Genomic DNA, 17,265 nt, shown 5'->3' with positions numbered 1-17,265 from the left:
GGGTCGCCCGTCCCGCCCGTCCGGGTGCCGGGCAGGTCACAGCCGACGGGGAAGAATCCGCGGAGCGGACCGGTTGTACCCGACATGGCGGACCTGACGATGTACACGACCAGCTGGTGCGGCTTCTGCCGTCGACTCAAGCTGCAGCTCGACCAGGCCGGCATCGGCTACCGTGAGATCGACATCGAGCGCGAGCCGGACGCCGCGTCGTTCGTCGAGAAGGCCAACGGCGGCAACCGCACGGTGCCGACCGTCGTGTTCCCGGACGAGTCGGTCGCGACGAACCCCAGCTTCTCCGAGGTGAAGACCCGACTCGGGGTCTGACACCTCCCCTGATCTCCCACCACGGAGCGCGACGGCCCGCCACCGGTACCTCACCGGGGGCGGGCCGTCGCTTCGTCTGCGGCGGGTCAGCCCCCGGCGGCCGCCCAGGACTCGAGCATGGTGCGCGCGATCGAGACCTTGCCCGGCAGCATGACGACCGGGCCGTCGCCGGGGTCGGGCTCGTCCCGGGAGCCCCAGTCGCCGCGGGCCAGCGCCGCCCGCAGCGTGTCCCGGGTGATCCACAGGGCGTCGGCGATCTCGTCGTCCTGCGGGGTCAGCGGGACGTCCGGGTCCCCGATCGCGTGGAAGCCGACCATCAGCGACCGCGGGAACGGCCACGCCTGGCTGCCGAGGTAGCGCACGTCGGACACCGCGATGCCGACCTCCTCGGAGATCTCGCGGTGCACGCACGCCTCCAGCGACTCGCCGGACTCCACGAACCCGGCGAGCACCGAGTAGCGCCCGGCCGGCCACACCGGCTGACGGGCGAGCAGGACGCGGTCCGCGCCGTCGTGCACCAGGCAGATGATCGCCGGGTCGGTGCGCGGGTACTCCTCGTGGCCGTTGTCGCAGACCCGGGCCCAGCCCGCGTTGTGCGGGCGGGTGCGGGTGCCGTCGATCGCGCAGAACCGGGCGCGGTCGTGCCAGTTCAGCGTGGCGACCGCACCGGTGAGCAGGCCCGATCCGAGCGGGTCGAGGAACGCGCCGGCGGCGCGCAGGTCGGCCCACTCCCCCTCGCCGGTGAAGATGTCGCTGTCGGCGGTGCGTTCGGTCCCGACACGCACCGCCCAGTACGGGACGCCGTCGCGTTCGCCGAGCAGCACGGCCTCGGCCGGCGGCTCCACGGCGACGTCGGTGCCCGCGCGGGTCCGGACGTGCCCGCCGCGGCCCGCCGCGTCGTCCCAGGCGGCGGCGTCGACCTCGCGGAACTCGCGGCCCGGCTCGACCTCCCAGTCGACCGGGGTGCGGCCCGACTCGTCGACGACGACGACGCGTGCCGTCGCCCAGGTGTCGCGCACGTAGCCGGGGTCGAGGCGCCGGTTCTCGTCGCGGGACAGCGCGTTGCGCGACAGCACCGGCTCCTCGGTCAGGGAGAAGTCCCCGCGGCTCATCGCCCGCCTCCGCGGACCACGCCGCCGAGCGCGGCGAGCGGTGGCCCGATCACGTCGGCGTCCCCGACGATCACCCCGGTGAACCGGGTCGGTGCGAACAGCGCGGTGGCGGCCTCGGCGACCTCGTCGACGGTCACCTCCTCCAGCCGGCGCGGCCGGTCCCGGAGCCAGTCGACGTCGAGCCCCGCGGCGTGCAGCGCGGACAGGGTGCCGGCCAGCGCGGACTGGCTGTCCAACGAGATCAGCAGCGAGCCGATCGCGTAGCGACGGGCCGAGGTGACCTCCTGCTCGGCCGGCGGGACCGCCACCATGCGGCCGAGCTCGTAGCGGGTCTCGAGCAGGGCGGCGGCGGTGACGTCGGAGGCGACGTCGGCGTCGAGGCCGAGCACCGCGCCGCCGGGCACGAACTCCTGGCCGGAGTGCGCGCCGTAGGTGTAGCCCTTGTCCTCCCGGATGTTCTCCATCCAGCGCGAGGAGAAGTAGCCGCCGAACACGAGGTTCGCGAGCTGGAAGGCGGTGTAGCGCTCGTCGGTGCGGTCCAGGCCGGGCGCGGTGAGCCGCAGCTGGGACTGCACGGAGCCGGGCCGGTGGACCAGCTCCAGGTCACCCGCCTGCGGCGCCGGCGGGGCGGACAGCCGGCGCGCGGGGTGGTCGCCGGTCCACCCGCCCAGCCGGCGCGCGACCTCCGCGATCGCGGCCTCGGGGTCGATGTCGCCGACGAGGACCAGGCTCGCGCCGTCCGGGACGACGACGTCGGCGTGCAGCTCCCGCACCTGTTCCGGGGTCACCGCGGCGACGGCCTCGGCGGTCGGCATCTCCGAGACGATCGGGTGGTCGCCGAAGCGGCGGCGCATCAGCGCCTCGCGCGCGACGGTGCGCGGCTGCGCGCGGGCGACCGCGATCCGCTCGGCCAGCCGGGACCGCTCACGGGCGACCTCGGCGTCGGAGTGGGTGGCGGCGGTGAGGACGTCGGCGAGGACGTCGAGGACCGTCGGCAGCCCGGAGGCCAGCGCGGAGCCGCCCGCCTGCAGGTACTCCGGGTCGACGGCGACACCGAGCTCCCCGCCGACCGAGGCCAGTGCGTCGTCGATGCCGATCCGGTCGCGGCCCGCGGTGCCGGTCAGGATGGTCTCGGCGAGCACCTCGGTGCCCGCGGTGCGGGCGGCGTCGGCGACCGGCTCCGGAGAGGCGGCCGGGATCCGCAGGACGGTCTCGACCAGCGGGACCCCCGGACGGTGGGCGGCCAGGACGGTCAGCCCGTTCGGGAGGGTCTCGGTGAGCACGTCCGGCAGCGGCACCTCCTTGGTCCGGCCGAGCGCGGGCAGCGGGCGGGGGCCGCGCTCGGTGCGGCCGATCTCCTCCGCGCTGCGGTGGGTGCGGGCGGCGCTCACGCAGGGCCCCCTTCGGTGTGGTTCACGGTGCCGGGACGGGTCGGGGCGCTCACGCGTCGCCGTCCCCGGCCGGTTCGGCGGCCGGCTCGACCAGCAGGACGGCCCGCCCGGAGGACCGCAGCCGGGCGGCCGCGGCGGCGACGTCGGCCCCGGTCAGGGCGGCCAGCCTGCCGGGGAGCTCGACGGCGAGCTCGGCGCGGCCGTAGAGCAGCTCCCGGGCGCCCAGCCCGAGCATCCGGAACATCACGCGGTCGTCCTCACGGTGCAGCGCGGCCACCCAGCGGGCGGTCTGGCGCTCCAGTTCCTCGGTGCCGGGACCCTGCTCGGCGAGACGGTCCAGCTCCTGGTCGACGGCGGCGGTGACCCGGTCCGCGGACACCTCGGCCGGATGCACCGCGGTGATCGTGAAGGTGTCGGGGTCGCGGGCGTCGAACGGGCCGCCCATCAGGCCGTTCGACGCGGAGACGTCGGTGACCAGCTCGTCGGTGTGGACGAGGCGGCGCTGCAGCCGTGAGGCCTCGCCGTCGGCCAGGACGGTGGCGAGCATGGCGTGGGCGAGGTAGGCGTCGGGCTCGGCGGCCGGGTCGGGGACGCGGTAGCCGAGCGCGAGTGCGGGCAGCGGGGCGTGCGCGTCGGCCACCGCCTGCCGGCGCTCGGCACCGGGAGCGGGCTCGGCGAACGACGGCCGCTGCGGGACCGGCCGGGCGGGGATGTCCCCGAAGTGCCGCTCGACCAGGGCGAGGGTGCCGTCGACACCGTGCTCGGACAGGTCGCCGTGCACGGTGACCAGGGCGTTGCCCGGCGCGTAGAAGGTGTCGAAGAACGCGGCCGCGTCGTCCAGGCTCGCCTGCTCCAGCTCGGAGAAGTCGCCGTAGCCGTTGTGCGCGTTCGGGAAGGTGTCGTAGAGGACCGGGGGCAGCAGGATCCACGGGAACCCGCCGTAGGGGCGGTTGTGGACGTTGAGCCGGATCTCCTCCTTCACGACGTCGACCTGGTTGCGCAGGTTCTCGACGGTGAGCTTCGGGGCCCGCAGCCGGTCGGCCTCCAGGAACAGCGCCCGTTCCAGCGCCGCGCCGGGCAGCACCTGGAAGTAGTCGGTGTAGTCCTGGTGGGTCGAGCCGTTGAAGATCCCGCCCGCGGACTGGACCTGCCGGAAGTGCTCCAGCTTCTCCAGGCTCTCGCTGCCCTGGAACATCAGGTGCTCGAACAGGTGCGCGAAGCCGGTGCGGCCCTGCGGCTCGGAACGGAAGCCCACGTCGACGTGCACCGAGACCTCGACCACCGGGGTGGCCGGGTCCGGGACGACGAGCACGCGCAGCCCGTTGGCCAGCGTGGCCCGGTGCAGCTCGAGAGCGGATTGGTCGGCGATCACGGACACGGGAGCGAGGCTATCCCCCACCCCCGACAACCTGCCCGGTCAGGCGTGCTCGGGCGGCAGGATCACGAACTGGCGCAGCCCGAGGTCGCGGTAGGTGACCGGGCCGCGCGGGCCGGGGGTGTGGTCGACGTTGATGCCGGTCTCGGGCAGCCCGAGCAGCTTGTAGCCGTCGAGGAGCCGCGACGGCGCGTTCCAGAACACCCCGGTGCCGGTGTAGCGGTCGATGAAGCGCCGGGCGACCTGCTCGTCGGCGGCGCAGATCGTCGCGGCCAGGCCGGAGGTCTCCCGGGCGGCGGTGTCGGCGGCGTCGTCCGGCCCGTCGACGACGGCGACGGTCACGTGCGCCTCCGCCCCGGAGTCCAGGGCCCACTCGTGGCCGAGCGGGTGGTCGTGCGGGGGCAGCGACAGCGCGACGCCGCGGGCGTCGAGGGCGGCCTTCGCGACCGGCAGCAGGGTGTCGTAGACGGGCCGGTCGATGAGCAGCAGGTTCAGCCGGTTGCAGACCCCGAGCCGGTCGGTCGAGTCGGTGACCAGGCGGGTGACGTCGGCCTCGGTGGCGCTGGCGTCGAGGTAGAGCACGCCGCCGCCGTCGGCGTGGGCGAGCACCCGGGTGCCCGCGGTCGCACCGAGCACCGACAGCTTGCGGGTGACGTCCCCGGACCCGCGGACGACGACCAGCGGCACCAGGTCGGGCAGCCCGACCAGTGCCTCGGCGCCGGCGTGGCCGGGCAGCGGGACGAGCTGGACGGCGGCCTCGGGGAGCCCCGCGTCGGCCAGTGCGGGGCGCAGCACCTGCTCGACGAGTGCGGTGGCGCTGCCGAGCGCGGCCGACCCGGTGCGCAGGACGGCGGCGCTGCGGGCCTTGAGGACCTGCGAGGCGACGTCCACCGTCACGTTCGGTCGGGCCTCGAACACCGCGCCGATGACGCCGACCGGGATGCGTCGCTCGAACACCCGCTCGCCGGTCTCCAGCGTGCGGACCGGCCACTCGGTGGGCGGCTCGGGGGTCGCGGCGAGCACCTCGAGCTGGGTGGCGATGCCGGCGAGCCGCTCGGGGTCCAGGCGCAGCCGGTCGAGCAGACCCGCGGCCATGCCGTTCCGCTCGGCCGCCGCGACGTCGGCGGCGTTGACCTCGAGCAGCTCGTGCGCACGGTCCCGGATCAGCGACGCGGCGGCGCGCAGGGCGTCGTCGATCCGGCCCTCGCCCGCCGCGCGGACGGCCGGAGCGGCGGCCCGGGCGCGCTGCGCGGCCTCGCGGACGGCGGCGTACTCCGGGGCCTCGGTCGTCTCCTGCGGGGCGGTCACGGTGCTGCTCACGCAGGTCAGGGTAGGCGGTCGCCGGCGAGGGGCCGACCGGGTATCCGGTGTGGCCGCTCTGCTCACCGTGACGCAGCAGGGCCGGCGACGGATCAGGGCTCCGGGACGGCGTAGACGACGATGTTCGACTCGTAGCTCCGTGCGGCCGGGTCGAACACCCCGCCGCAGGTGATCAGGACGAGCTGCGGGTCGCCGTCGCGGCGGAACACCTCGCGGGGCAGGTCGTGCTTGCCGTACTCGCGACGCGCGACGACCCGGTAGCCGGCGGTGCGGCCGTCGGCGCCACGCACGACGACCGGCTCGCCCACGACGAGCTGCGGCAGCACCGACAGGAACCCGATGCCCTGGGTGCGGGAGTCGACGTGGCCGGCGATCACGGCGCTCCCGGTCGTGCCGCCCGGCAGGACGCCGGGTGCCCACCAGCCGACCGTGCGCACCTGCTCGGGGACGACCATCCCGCCGTCCGGGGCGGTGCCGACCGCGTCGACGGGTGCGGCCAGGCCGCGCGCGGGGAGCTCCAGGACGGCCGGGACGACCGGCGGCGCCGCGGCGCCGGGCTCGGCCGCGGGGCGCGGGAAGACCGCCGAGACGGTCCACGGCTCGCGCGGCGCGATCGGGGCCCCGGGGACCGCGACCGGGTCGGGCGGCGCCAGGACCGGCAGTACCCGGGCCACCGGCACCGCGCGCGTCGCGGCGGTGGGTTCCGCGGGGACCGCGCCGAGGTCGCTCGCCTCCAGGCGGGTGTCACCGCCGAGCGCGAGACCGGCGCCGGAGCCCAGCAGGACGACGCCGAGGAGCAGCAGCGCGGCCGCTCCCCGGACGCCCCCGGCCGGGCGCCGGCGCCGACGGGTCACGCGCGGGCGCGACGCAGCCGGACGGCGCCGGCGACGAGCAGCAGCAACCCGGCGCCGCCGAGCGCGACCGGCAGCGCGACGTCGGAGGCCGACGCCGCCTGGCCGCCGGTACCGGCGTCGACGGCGGGCGAGCCGGAACCGGAGGCAGGCCCGTCGCCGGCCCCGTTGCCGGAGCCGTTGCCGGGCGCGGTCCCGTTTCCGGCGGCGTTCCCGTCGGCGCCGGAGCCGTTCCCGTCGGCATTGCCCGAGCCCGAGCCCGGGGTCGTGGCGCCGGCCTCGGCCGCGGCCTGGTCCAGCTTGGTCTTCAGCTCACCCAGGTTCGTCAGCTGCGCCCGGGCCTGGTCGAGCTGCTCCGGCGGCAGGCCGGGCACGTTCAGCAGCTGCTGGGTCTGGTCGCTGAGCGCTCCGACCTGGGCCTGCGCGGCCTGCAGCCAGCCCTGGTCGAACTGCTCACCGGTGCGGGCCTTCAGGTCGTCGACCTGGGCCTGGATCTCCGGGGAGACCTGGTCGGGCAGCGAGACGCCGATCGCCGACGCCAGCCCCCGCAGCTTGTCGTTGAGCTGCTGGCCCTCGCCCTGCACCTGCGGCGCGAGCTCCTTGACCGTGTTCCCGACACCCTGCTCCAGGCCGATGCCGCCGAGCGCGGCGAGCCCGAGGGCCTTCTGGTGGGCGTCGCCGAACGCCTGGCGCGGGTCACCGACGCCCGGGACCTGCGGCAGGTTGTCCGGCAGGTTCGGCACCTGCGGAGTCTCGCCACCACAGGCGGTCAGTGCGACGAGCGCGGCCGCGGCGACGGCGGCACCGACGGTGCGGCTGATCCGGCGCGGGCTGGTCATGGTCCTACGCGTCATGCGAGTCATCCCCCGGGAGTCACTGCTAGGCCTTATGGGCTATCGCCCTACCCCATGTGGCGCAGCTCCAACCGCGCGGCGGACCTGGCGGGCGGCGAGTGGCTATCGCCGACGGCTGAGCGGCGCCGGGGCCGACGGCGGCGGGACGACCGGCCCGACGTCGCCGTCGGGGGCCTCGTCCAGGTCCAGGACGACCGGGGCGTGGTCGCTGGGCAGCTTTCCCTTGCGTGCCTTGCGGTCCACCCACACCGCGGCGCGCCGGTCGGCCGGGCCCGATCCGGCCAGCACGAGGTCGATCCGCATCCCCTGGTCCTGGTGGAAGCGGCCGGCCCGGTAGTCCCAGTAGCTGAAGACCCGCTCGTCGGGCCAGCGCTCGCGCAGGACGTCGCGCAGCCCGGTCCCGAGCAGCGCGGCGAGCGCGGCCCGCTCGGCGGGGGTGACGTGGGTGGCGCCGTCGAACAGGGACCGGTCCCAGACGTCGTCGTCGGTGGGGGCGATGTTGACGTCCCCGGCGACGACCGTCGAGTCCGGGTCGCCCGCCGCGACCTGCTCGCGCAGCGCGGCGAGCCAGCGCAGCTTGTAGGCGTAGTGCGGGTCCTCCGGGCTGCGGCCGTTCGGCACGTACACCGAGGTGACCCGCAGTCCGCCGCAGGTGGCGGTGACGGCGCGCGCGTCCGGCTCGGCGAGCCCGCCCTCGGTGAAGACGGGCTCGTCGGGCAGGCCGCGGACGACGTCGTCGAGCCCCACCCGCGACAGCAGGGCGACACCGTTCCACCGGCCCTGGCCGTGGTGCGCCCACGCGTAGCCGCGCTCGGCCAGTGCCTCGTCGAAGCTCGCGGCGAAGTCGTCGTCGGAGAGCTTGGTCTCCTGCAGGCAGACGACGTCGGGTTCCCGTTCGTCGAGCCACGGCAGCAGCCGGGGCAGCCGGGACTTCGCGGAGTTCACGTTCCAGGTGGCCAGACGCACGGCCCCGACCCTACGAGAGGAAGCGCGTCACCGATCGCCGGATACCCGCGACGTCCAGGCCGTGGGCGGCGTCGTGGTCGTCCGGGCTGCCGTAGCGGCGCAGCTCGGCCGCGCCGACCCCGAGTCCGAGCACCCGGTGCCGCACGTCGCGCAGCACCTCGGCCACCGGCCGCACCGAGGTCCCGGCCAGGTAGGGCTCGACGAGCACGACGTCCGGCTCGGACAGGGTGGCGCGCACCGTCGCCGTGTCGAACGGGCGCACCGTGGGCGCGTAGAGCACGGTCACGTCGAGCCCCTCGACGGCGGCGAGCGTCCGGTCCGCCAGGGGCCCGACGGCGACGACCGTCCCCCGGCCCCCGCGGCGCAGCACCGTCATCGACGGCCCGGTGCCGTACGGCCGCGCGTTAGACGCGCCCGACAGCCGGAGGTAGACCCGGTCGTCGCCGGGCAGGGCGGCGCGCAGCTGCGCCTCGGCCTCGTCGGCGTGCCCGGGCACGTGCACGGTCCAGCCTTCGAGGGTGTCGAGCAGCGGCACGTCGCGCGGGCCGAAGTGGGTCTCCCCCGCGCCCGCCATGTCGTAGGACCCGCCGGCCGACACCAGCACCGCACCGACGCCCTGGTGGCCGAGGTCGAGCTTGAGCTGCTCGTAGGGCCGTTCGACGAGGAACGGCGCGAAGGTGTGGACGACCGGGCGCATCCCGGCCAGCGCGAGCCCACCGGCGGCGGAGACCAGCAGCTGCTCGCGGATGCCGAGGTTGATCACCCGGTCGGCGACGGCGGCCGGTGCGTCGATGTAGCCGGCGCCGATGTCGGCCAGCAGCGCGACGGCCCGCGGGTCGGCCGCGAGCAGCTCCGGCAGCAGGCCGTAGAAGCGTTCCCGCAGGTCAGGCGGGGTCGCGGGCTCGGAGGTGGTGGCGTGCTGCGTATCGGTGAGCAGAGCAAAGCCGGTCATCGGACGCTCCCCTTCGGCTCGACGTGGGCGACGACCGCGAGCGGCCGGTCGGCGTGGTCGGTGCGGAACGCCCGCTCCAGCGCGTCGTGGTCGCGGCCGTCGGCGCCGACGGTCGCCCACCCCTCGACCGCGAAGCGCGCGGCGATCCCGCCGGGCCAGCCGTGCGAGGCCGAGCTGTTGTCGACGACGACCGCGGTCAGCCCGGCGAGGCCGGCCCGGCCGGCGTACTGGACGGCCTCGGCGTTGGACCCTTCGTCGAACTCGGCGTCGCCGAGCAGTACGACGGTGCGTGCGTCGCGCCCGGCCAGCCGCAGCCCGAGCGCGGTGCCGACGGCCAGGCCGAGCCCGTGCCCGAGCGAGCCGGAGGAGATCTCGACGCCGGACACGAGGGTGCGGTCGGGGTGGTGGCCGAGGTTCGAGTCGAACGCGGCGAACCGGTCGAAGGTCGCGGGGTCGAGGAAGCCGCGGGCGGCGAGGACGGCGTAGAGCGCCATCGGGCCGTGCCCCTTGGAGATCAGGAGCCGGTCGCGGTCGGGGTCGTCCGGGTGCTGCGGGTCGACGCGCAGGATGCGGTCGTAGAGGACCCAGAGGACGTCGAGGGTGGAGGTCGCGGCGGCCTCGTGCTTCTCGTCGCCGGTCAACCGGGTCATGAGCCCGGCGAGGTCGGTGTAGCCGGTCGGTGATCGCATGGTCACCACCGTGCGACCTGAAGTCCGATTCAGGTCAAGGGGCCGATTCAGGCCGAGGGGTCTACTCCTCGTCCGGCGGGGTGGCCTTGCGGACGTAGAGCAGCTGGTCGCCTCGCTCGAGCGCGTCGACGGCGGCGGAGTCCACCCGGTGGAGCTGCTCGCCGCGCACCACGCCGAGCACGATGTCGGGCAGGTGCCGCGGCGAGCCGCCGACCTCGGTCGGCTCGACCTGGCGCTGGGAGATCGCGAAGCCGGCGTCCGGGGTGAGCAGGTCCTCCACCACCTCGACGACCGCGGGCGAGCGGGTCGCGACGCCCAGCAGCCGGCCGGCCGTCTCGTCGGACACGATGACCGAGCTGGCACCGGACTGGCGGAGCAGGTGCACGTTCTCCGCCTCGCGCACCGCGGCGACGATCGAGATGGACTTGGACAGCTCGCGGGCGGTCAGGGTGACCAGCACCGCGGTGTCGTCGCGGTCCAGGGCGACGACCAGCGTCGTCGCCAGCTGCACCCCGGCGATGCGCAGCACCGCGGACCGGGTCGCGTTGCCGGACACGGTGACCAGCCCCAGCCCCGACGCCACGTCCAGCCGCGCCCGGTCGGTGTCGACGACGACGATCTTCCCGGGGTCCACGTCGTCGCCCAGCAGCGTCTCCACCGCCGCGCGACCCTTGGTGCCGTAGCCGACGACGACGATGTGCTCGCGCACGCGCGACCTCCAGCGCTGGATCCGGAACGACTGCCGCGACCGCTCGGTGAGCAGCTCGACGGTCGTGCCGACGAGGACGATCAGGAACAGCACCCGCAACGGGGTGATCACCGCGATGTTGATGCCGCGGGCCATCGGGCTGACCGGGACGATGTCGCCGTAGCCGGTCGTCGACAGCGACACCGTCGCGTAGTAGAGGGCGTCGAGCAGCGAGATCTCGCCCGCGCCGTTGTTGTCGAGGTAGCCGTCGCGCCCGAAGAAGACGATCAACGTCGTCGCGCCGAGCGCGAACACCGCGATCACCAGGCGGGTCATCAGCGAGCGCACCGGACCCGACCGCGTGTCCGGCATCCGCAGCGCACCCTCGACATGCGGGTCGAGTGCGCTGAGCCGGGTGGAGCCGATCACCTGCGCAGGCTAGCGCCCAGGTCGCGCCGCACCGACCGCGCGGGCCCTATCCTCACCCAGGTGTCGGCCGACGGGGACCACGAACGTGCGACGCCGACCGCGCGCACGTCGCTGCGGCCGCGGCTGAGCGCACGCCGGTTCCGCGGTGCTGCCGCACCGGGTCCGGACCCGACCGAGACGCTCGAGACGGGCGTCGCCGTGGCCGCGGGCCTGCGCGAACCGGCCGGGTCCCCCGCCGCGACCGAGGCATTGCGCCGGCTCGCCGGGCTCTGCGGTGCCGACGCCGCGGGCCTGGTCCGGCCCGGCCTGCCCGACTCCTGGTGGGGCCCCGGCCGCGCGGACGGCCTCGCGCTCGCCGGGCGGACCCGCGGGCGGCGGCTCACCGAGGCCGGCCGCACAGCACTGCCCGTCGGCGACGGGCCGGTGCTCGTCCTGGCCGGTGAGGTCGGGTCCGCCGCCACCCGCCGGGCCGCCGCCTTCGTCGCCGACGCCCTCGAACGCGCCCGCCTCGCCGACGGCGAGGCCGAGGCCGAGGCCGCCCGGCTGCGCGCGCTGCGGGCCCAGATCTCGCCGCACTTCGTCTACAACGCGCTCACCACGATCGCCTCGTTCGTCCGCTCGGACCCGGCGCGCGCCCGCGACCTGCTGGAGACCTTCGCCGAGTTCATCCGGCACTCGCTGGCCGCACGCGGCGACTACGTGCCGCTGGCCGGGGAGTTCCGGTCGGTCGAGGCCTACCTGACCCTCGCCCGCGCGGTGCTGGGCGAGCGGCTGCGGGTGCAGGTACGGGTGGCGCCCGAGGTGTTGCCGGTGCCGGTCCCGGTGCTGGCGCTGCAGCCGCTGGTGGAGAACGCGGTGCAGCACGGCGTCGAGCGCTCCGCCGACGGCGGGCTGGTGCAGGTCAGCGGCGAGGCCGAGGGGGACGTCTGCGTCATCACCGTCGACGACGACGGTCCGGGCATGAGCCCCGAGCACGCCCGCGACGTGCTGGCCGGGACCGCCGAGGGGGCCGGGCTGGCGCTGGTGAACGTCGACCGCAGGCTGCGCGCGGTCTACGGCCCCGACCACGGCCTGGTCATCGAGACCGCGCCCGGCGCGGGCACCCGGATCGTGCTGCGGATCCCGCGGTTCCAGCCCGGGGTGGTGATCTGAGGTGGCCCCCTCCGCCGCACCGCTGCGGGTGCTGGCCGTCGACGACGTCGCCCCCGCCCTCGACGAGATCTGCGCGCTGCTGGCCGACGCGCCCGACGTCGGCGAGGTCGCCCGGGCCGGTGGCGCGGTCGAGGCGCTGCGCGCGATCCCCACCGGCCGGTTCGACGCCGTCTTCCTCGACATCACCATGCCCGGGATGGACGGCCTGGAGCTCGGCGGCGTGCTGGCCGCGATGGCCACCCCGCCGGAGATCGTCTTCGTGACGGCGTTCGAGGAGCACGCCGTCGCCGCGTACGGACTCGGCGCCGTCGACTACCTGCTCAAGCCGGTCGGTGCGGACCGGCTCGCCGACGCGCTCGGCCGGGTGCACCGGGCCCGGGCGGGCCGCTCGGCCGCCCGGCCGGGCGCCCCCGGTGTGCGCTCTCCGGAGCCGCCGGGGCCCGCGCTGCCCCGTGTCGACGAGCTCGCGGTGCTGCCGGTGGAGGCCGCCGGGCGCAGCCGCTACGTCCGCCGCGAGGACGTCCGCTTCGTCGAGGCGCACGGCGACTACGTGCGACTGCACCTGCCCGAGGGCTCGCACCTGGTGCGGATACCGCTGTCGCGGCTGGAGGAGCACTGGGACCCGCACAGCTTCGTGCGGGTGCACCGCAGCTTCCTGCTGCACCTGCCCGCGGTCCGCGAGCTGCGCAGTGACGCCGGCGGCGGTCTCCTCGCCCACACCGACGCCGGTGACGTGCCGGTCAGCCGTCGCCACGCCCGGGACCTGCGCGACCAGCTGCTCGCCGCGGCCACCGCCGGGGCGCTCGACGGCCACCGCGGCCCCGACGGCGACGGCGGCCAGGGAAGCGGCCGGGGGCGGCCGTGAGCTCCCGCCCGCGCCGGGTCGCGGTCAGCGCACCACCCGAGCGGGCCACGGCCGTACCGCGCCCGCAGCCGACCGCGGCGCTCGACCCGGGGCTGGCCGAGCGGGCCCGCGGCCTGCGCCGGGCCCAGCTGCGCCGGGCCGTGGTCACCCTGGCCTGCGCCGCGGTGCTGTTGTTCGGGCTGCCGGTGCTGCTGCGGCTCGCGCCGGACCTGGCCCGGTGGCGGGTCGGCGGGCTCCCGCTGGGCTGGATCGCGGTCGCCTGGCTGCCGTATCCGCTGCTCGGGCTGCTGGCGTGGTGGCACCTGCGCCGGGCTGAACGCGCGGAACGCCCGTGACGGCCGCCGCGGTCGTCGCCCTGCTGCTGGTCACGGTGCTGATCGGGGCACGGGGCGTCGCGGCGATGCGGACCACCTCGGACTTCCTCGTCGCGTCCCGGCGGACCTCGCCGATGCTCAACGCGGCCGCGGTCTCCGGGGAGTACCTGTCGGCGGCCTCGTTCCTCGGCGTCGCCGGGCTGGTGATCAAGGAGGGCACCGGGGCGCTCTGGTACCCGGTCGGGTTCGCGGCGGGCTATCTGCTGATGCTCGCGCTGGTCGCCGCGCCGATGCGCCGCTCCGGCGCACTGACCGTGCCCGGGTTCGCCGAGGCCCGCCTCGGGTCGCGGTCGCTGCGCCGGTTCTGCGCGGTGGTCGTCGTGGTGATCGCGGTCCTCTACCTGGTGCCGCAGATCGTCGCGGCCGGGCAGCTGCTGACGCTGGTGTCCGGCGTCGACTACTGGGTCGGGGTCGTGGTGTCCGGGCTCGCCGTCGGGCTGACCCTGGCGCTGGGCGGGATGCGCGCGGCCACCTACGTGCAGGCGTTCCAGTTCGCGCTCAAGCTGCTGCTGTTCGCCGGGCCCGCGATCTGGCTGCTGCTGCTCGCGGGCCCGGCGCTGCGGGCCGACATGGCCGCACCGCCGGAGTTCACCCGGTTCACCGCCACGACCCCGGTCGACTTCCGGCTCGACACCGAGCTGGTGCTGACCGAGCCGACCGTCGTGGTCGTCGACGGGGCGCCGGTCCCGCTCGCCCCCGGCCCGCACCACGCCGCCGCCGACTCCGTCTGGGTCTTCCCCGACGGCGCCGCGGTGCCCGAGCTGGGCGGCGACCACGCGTCGCTGCCGGTGCCCGGCGGCGCCGAGTGGGCGCTGCCGCTGCTCGGCACCGTCGACACCTCGCCGCTGCTCACGACCTGGTCGGTACTGGTCGCGACGGCGCTGGGGACGATGGGGCTGCCGCACATCATCGTGCGGTTCCACACCAGCCCGGACGGGCGCGGGGCCCGGCGGACCGCGGCGATCACCGTCGCGATGCTCGGCGCGTTCTACCTGTTCCCGATCGTCTACGGGCTCCTCGGCACGGTGCTCACCCCCGAGCTGTACCTCTCGCAGGGCACCGACACCGCGATCGTCACGCTGCCCGGGCGGGTCACCGGCGGCGGCACCGCGGCGGCACTGACCGCGATGCTCACCGCGGGCGCCTTCGCCGCGTTCCTGGCCACCTCGCTCGGGCTACTCCTCGCACTGTCCGGCGCGCTCGCACACGACCTCATGCCCTCGGGGCTGCGCCGGCTGCGGCTGACCGCGCTGGCCGCGTCGGCGGCCGTGGTCCCGGCGGCCCTGCTGATGGTGCGCGTCGACGTCAGCGCGGCGGTGACCTCGGCGTTCACCGTCGCGGCGTCGACGTTCTGCCCGCTGCTGGTGCTGGGCCTGTGGTGGAAGGGGCTCACCGCGCGGGGCGCCTACGCCGGGATGGTCACCGGGCTCCTCGCGACGCTCGGCTCGATGGCACTGGGTGCCGCGCTCGGGCTCGGCGGGACCGCGGGGATGCTGCTCGCCCAGCCGGCGCTGTGGTCGGTGCCCTGCGCGTTCCTCGTCATGATCGCAGTGTCACTGGGCGATCACGCTCCGTCGGACGCGGAAGCTACGATGCTACGGCTCCATCTGGCCGATCGAGAGTGAGCGCTTTAGCGTAGCGGCGACATCGTCGTCAAGACCGCTCGTCGTCCGGTGCCGCGCTCGATCGTCCGGTCGTCGGCCGCTTGCATCTTGGGTCGCCCGGAGCGTGCGTGTGGGGTTCCGCACACGGCCCGAAGGCCCTTTCCTGGGTCCGGTCCCGTGGCCGTGCGTGGCTTGTGCAAGGAGGCATACGTGAGTACGACCGAGTCCGACGAGCAGCCCGGCGATCCGACGCCGGGCGCTCCCGACTGGGCCGCCGCACAGGCGAGCCCCGACTTCCAGGAGCTGCGCAGGCGGCTGCGCGGGTTCGTGTTCCCGGTGACCGCAGGGTTCCTGGCCTGGTACCTGCTGTACGTGCTGCTCGCGAGCTTCGCGACGGACTTCATGGCCACCCCGGTGCTCGGCAACATCAACCTGGGGCTGATCCTCGGGCTGCTGCAGTTCGTGTCGACCTTCGCGATCACCGTGGTCTACATCCGCTACGCCGACCGCGTGCTCGACCCACTGTCGTCGAAGCTCCGCGGCGAGATCGAGGGGACCCGATGAGCACGACAGTCCTGGCGGCGACGGCGGACAGCAACCCCGCCCTCAACATCTCGATCTTCCTGGCGTTCGTCGTCGTGACGCTGGGGATCGTGTTCTACGTCAACAACCGGCACGCGAAGAAGACCGCGGCCGACTTCTACACCGCGGGCGGCGGCTTCTCCGGCACCCAGAACGGGTTCGCGATCGCCGGTGACTACCTGTCGGCGGCGTCGTTCCTGGGGATCGCGGGTGCCATCGCGATCAACGGCTACGACGGCTTCCTCTACTCGATCGGGTTCCTGGTCGCGTGGCTGGTCGCGCTGCTGCTGGTGGCGGAGCTGATGCGCAACACCGGCCGCTTCACCATGGGCGACGTCCTGGCGTTCCGGATGAAGCAGCGCCCGATCCGCGCCGCGGCGGCCACCTCGACGCTCGCGGTGTCGTTCTTCTACCTGCTCGCGCAGATGGCCGGCGCCGGTGCGCTGGTGTCGCTGCTGCTCGGCATCTCCGGCGCCTTCGCCCAGGGTGTCGTGATCGCCGTCGTCGGCGTCGTGATGATCGCCTACGTGCTCATCGGCGGCATGCGCGGCACCACCTGGGTGCAGATGATCAAGGCGGTGCTGCTGATCACGGGCGCGCTGGTCATGACGATCTGGGCGCTGGCGCTGTTCGGCTTCAACTTCTCGGCGATCATGCAGGCCGCCGCGGACGGCTCGCCCAAGGGCGAGGGCCTGTTCGCCCCCGGCCAGCAGTACGGCAAGTCGCTGACCTCGAAGATCGACTTCATCTCGCTCGGCATCGCGCTGGTGCTCGGCACCGCGGGCCTGCCGCACGTGCTGATGCGCTTCTACACCGTGCCCACGGCCAAGGAGGCCCGCCGCTCGGTCGAGGTCGCGATCTGGCTGATCGGCCTGTTCTACCTGTTCACGCTGGTCATCGGCTTCGCGGCCGGTGCACTGGTCGGTCCGGAGGCGATCAACAACGCGCCGGGCAAGGTGAACTCGGCGGCGCCGCTGCTGGCCGCCGCGCTGGGCGGCCCGGTGCTGCTGGGGATCATCGCCGCGATCGCGTTCGCGACGATCCTGGCGGTCGTCGCCGGTCTGACGATCACCGCGTCGGCGTCGTTCGCGCACGACGTCTACATCAACGTGATCAAGCGCGGGAACGTCGAGGACACCGAGGCCACCCAGGTCCGGGTCGCCCGCCGCACCGCGATCGTGATCGGCATCGTGGCGATCGTCGGCGGCATCCTGGCCAAGGACCAGAACGTGGCGTTCCTCGTCGCGCTGGCCTTCGCCGTCGCGGCGTCGGCGAACCTGCCGACGATCCTCTACTCGCTGTTCTGGAAGCGGTTCAACACGACCGGCGGCCTGTACTCGATCTACGGCGGACTGATCAGCACCCTGGTGCTGATCGTGTTCTCGCCGGTCGTCTCGGGGTCCGAGACCTCGATCTTCCCGGACGTGAACTTCGCCTGGTTCCCGCTGGCCAACCCCGGTCTGGTCTCGATCCCGCTGTCGTTCCTGCTCGGTGTGGTCGGTACCTACATCGGGCAGAAGCGCCACGACGGCAGCAAGTACGCCGAGATGGAGGTCCGGTCCCTGACCGGTGCCGGCATCGCCAAGGCCGAGGCACACTGACAGGCCACACCGACAGCCACACCGACCCGAACCACCCCACGCGCCGAGCCCCCGTCACCGGGGGCGCGGGCTCTCCGCTGTCCGGGGCTGGGGCCGGCGTCCGCACCCGCGCCCGGCCCCGATGCCGGCCCCGATG

17 protein-coding genes are annotated in these 17,265 nt (G+C 74.8%); 7 read left to right on the top strand and 10 right to left on the bottom strand.

Annotation, left to right across the window (positions count from 1 at the left end; all coding sequences use genetic code 11):
- Positions 1–84: 84 nt before the first annotated feature.
- Positions 85–324: a mycoredoxin gene (locus tag Ae505Ps2_RS12555; RefSeq protein ID WP_020621757.1), complete on the top strand. Its 240-nt coding sequence runs from the start codon at positions 85–87 to the stop codon at positions 322–324.
- Between the two features lie 86 nt (positions 325–410).
- On the opposite strand, the gene nudC is transcribed toward Ae505Ps2_RS12555, so the two are convergent.
- The 10 genes from nudC to Ae505Ps2_RS12505 all read right to left on the bottom strand — a co-directional run bounded on the left by nudC (position 411) and on the right by Ae505Ps2_RS12505 (position 10,894).
- A complete protein-coding gene (gene nudC / locus Ae505Ps2_RS12550; RefSeq protein WP_075308086.1) occupies positions 411–1,436 on the bottom strand; it encodes an NAD(+) diphosphatase in 1,026 nt (341 codons plus the stop codon).
- Positions 1,433–2,827 (bottom strand): pitrilysin family protein, encoded by a 1,395-nt coding sequence (locus Ae505Ps2_RS12545; protein WP_075308088.1) that lies wholly within the window; start codon positions 2,825–2,827, stop codon positions 1,433–1,435. Before Ae505Ps2_RS12545 ends, nudC begins: the two co-directional genes overlap by 4 nt.
- A gap of 49 nt (positions 2,828–2,876) precedes the next feature.
- Entirely contained in the window at positions 2,877–4,205 is a 1,329-nt protein-coding gene (locus tag Ae505Ps2_RS12540; RefSeq protein ID WP_084786259.1) for a pitrilysin family protein, read from the bottom strand.
- 39 nt (positions 4,206–4,244) lie between these two features.
- Positions 4,245–5,522 (bottom strand): aldehyde dehydrogenase family protein, encoded by a 1,278-nt coding sequence (locus Ae505Ps2_RS12535; protein WP_083695600.1) that lies wholly within the window; start codon positions 5,520–5,522, stop codon positions 4,245–4,247.
- A gap of 92 nt (positions 5,523–5,614) precedes the next feature.
- On the bottom strand, positions 5,615–6,376 hold the full coding sequence (locus Ae505Ps2_RS12530; RefSeq protein ID WP_075308090.1) for a class F sortase: 762 nt from the start codon (positions 6,374–6,376) through the stop codon (positions 5,615–5,617).
- Complete coding sequence (locus tag Ae505Ps2_RS12525) at positions 6,373–7,227, bottom strand: DUF4142 domain-containing protein (protein WP_158071452.1); 855 nt, start codon at positions 7,225–7,227, stop codon at positions 6,373–6,375. The genes Ae505Ps2_RS12530 and Ae505Ps2_RS12525 overlap by 4 nt, the downstream gene beginning before the upstream one ends.
- Positions 7,228–7,329: 102 nt before the next feature.
- Positions 7,330–8,193, bottom strand: coding sequence for an exodeoxyribonuclease III (locus Ae505Ps2_RS12520; RefSeq protein WP_075308095.1), 864 nt, complete (start codon positions 8,191–8,193; stop codon positions 7,330–7,332).
- Positions 8,194–8,203: 10 nt separating this feature from the next.
- Entirely contained in the window at positions 8,204–9,145 is a 942-nt protein-coding gene (locus tag Ae505Ps2_RS12515) for a transketolase (RefSeq protein WP_083695597.1), read from the bottom strand.
- On the bottom strand, positions 9,142–9,834 hold the full coding sequence (locus tag Ae505Ps2_RS12510; protein ID WP_075554221.1) for a transketolase: 693 nt from the start codon (positions 9,832–9,834) through the stop codon (positions 9,142–9,144). Before Ae505Ps2_RS12510 ends, Ae505Ps2_RS12515 begins: the two co-directional genes overlap by 4 nt.
- A gap of 61 nt (positions 9,835–9,895) precedes the next feature.
- Entirely contained in the window at positions 9,896–10,894 is a 999-nt protein-coding gene (locus Ae505Ps2_RS12505; protein WP_226363087.1) for a potassium channel family protein, read from the bottom strand.
- A gap of 117 nt (positions 10,895–11,011) precedes the next feature.
- On the opposite strand from Ae505Ps2_RS12505, the gene Ae505Ps2_RS12500 reads away from it, so the two are divergent.
- The 6 genes from Ae505Ps2_RS12500 to Ae505Ps2_RS12475 all read left to right on the top strand — a co-directional run bounded on the left by Ae505Ps2_RS12500 (position 11,012) and on the right by Ae505Ps2_RS12475 (position 17,129).
- Positions 11,012–12,103, top strand: a complete 1,092-nt coding sequence (locus Ae505Ps2_RS12500) for a histidine kinase (protein ID WP_233147428.1) — start codon at positions 11,012–11,014, stop codon at positions 12,101–12,103.
- A 1-nt stretch (position 12,104) separates the two neighbouring features.
- Entirely contained in the window at positions 12,105–12,968 is an 864-nt protein-coding gene (locus tag Ae505Ps2_RS12495) for a LytTR family DNA-binding domain-containing protein (RefSeq protein ID WP_075308097.1), read from the top strand.
- Positions 12,965–13,303 (top strand): hypothetical protein, encoded by a 339-nt coding sequence (locus tag Ae505Ps2_RS12490; protein ID WP_075308099.1) that lies wholly within the window; start codon positions 12,965–12,967, stop codon positions 13,301–13,303. The genes Ae505Ps2_RS12495 and Ae505Ps2_RS12490 overlap by 4 nt, the downstream gene beginning before the upstream one ends.
- Positions 13,300–14,967, top strand: a complete 1,668-nt coding sequence (locus Ae505Ps2_RS12485) for a cation acetate symporter (RefSeq protein ID WP_075308101.1) — start codon at positions 13,300–13,302, stop codon at positions 14,965–14,967. Before Ae505Ps2_RS12490 ends, Ae505Ps2_RS12485 begins: the two co-directional genes overlap by 4 nt.
- A gap of 189 nt (positions 14,968–15,156) precedes the next feature.
- Entirely contained in the window at positions 15,157–15,510 is a 354-nt protein-coding gene (locus tag Ae505Ps2_RS12480) for a DUF485 domain-containing protein (RefSeq protein ID WP_060713141.1), read from the top strand.
- Positions 15,507–17,129, top strand: coding sequence for a cation acetate symporter (locus Ae505Ps2_RS12475; RefSeq protein WP_075308103.1), 1,623 nt, complete (start codon positions 15,507–15,509; stop codon positions 17,127–17,129). The genes Ae505Ps2_RS12480 and Ae505Ps2_RS12475 overlap by 4 nt, the downstream gene beginning before the upstream one ends.
- Positions 17,130–17,265: the final 136 nt, after the last annotated feature.

The organism is Pseudonocardia sp. Ae505_Ps2, from assembly GCF_001932425.1.
GTDB lineage: Bacteria > Actinomycetota > Actinomycetes > Mycobacteriales > Pseudonocardiaceae > Pseudonocardia.
This window is presented reverse-complemented; position numbering and strand designations above follow the sequence as displayed.

Excerpts from the sequence above, each read along its gene's own strand:
- nudC (WP_075308086.1), bottom strand. The coding sequence starts at position 1,436 with ATGAGCCGCGGGGACTTCTCCCTGACCGAGGAGCCGGTGCTGTCGCGC.
- Ae505Ps2_RS12555 (WP_020621757.1), top strand. The coding sequence starts at position 85 with ATGGCGGACCTGACGATGTACACGACCAGCTGGTGCGGCTTCTGCCGT.
- Ae505Ps2_RS12525 (WP_158071452.1), bottom strand. The coding sequence starts at position 7,227 with ATGACGCGTAGGACCATGACCAGCCCGCGCCGGATCAGCCGCACCGTC.
- Ae505Ps2_RS12510 (WP_075554221.1), bottom strand. The coding sequence starts at position 9,834 with ATGCGATCACCGACCGGCTACACCGACCTCGCCGGGCTCATGACCCGG.
- Ae505Ps2_RS12505 (WP_226363087.1), bottom strand. The coding sequence starts at position 10,894 with ATGCCGGACACGCGGTCGGGTCCGGTGCGCTCGCTGATGACCCGCCTG.
- Ae505Ps2_RS12515 (WP_083695597.1), bottom strand. The coding sequence starts at position 9,145 with ATGACCGGCTTTGCTCTGCTCACCGATACGCAGCACGCCACCACCTCC.
- Ae505Ps2_RS12475 (WP_075308103.1), top strand. The coding sequence starts at position 15,507 with ATGAGCACGACAGTCCTGGCGGCGACGGCGGACAGCAACCCCGCCCTC.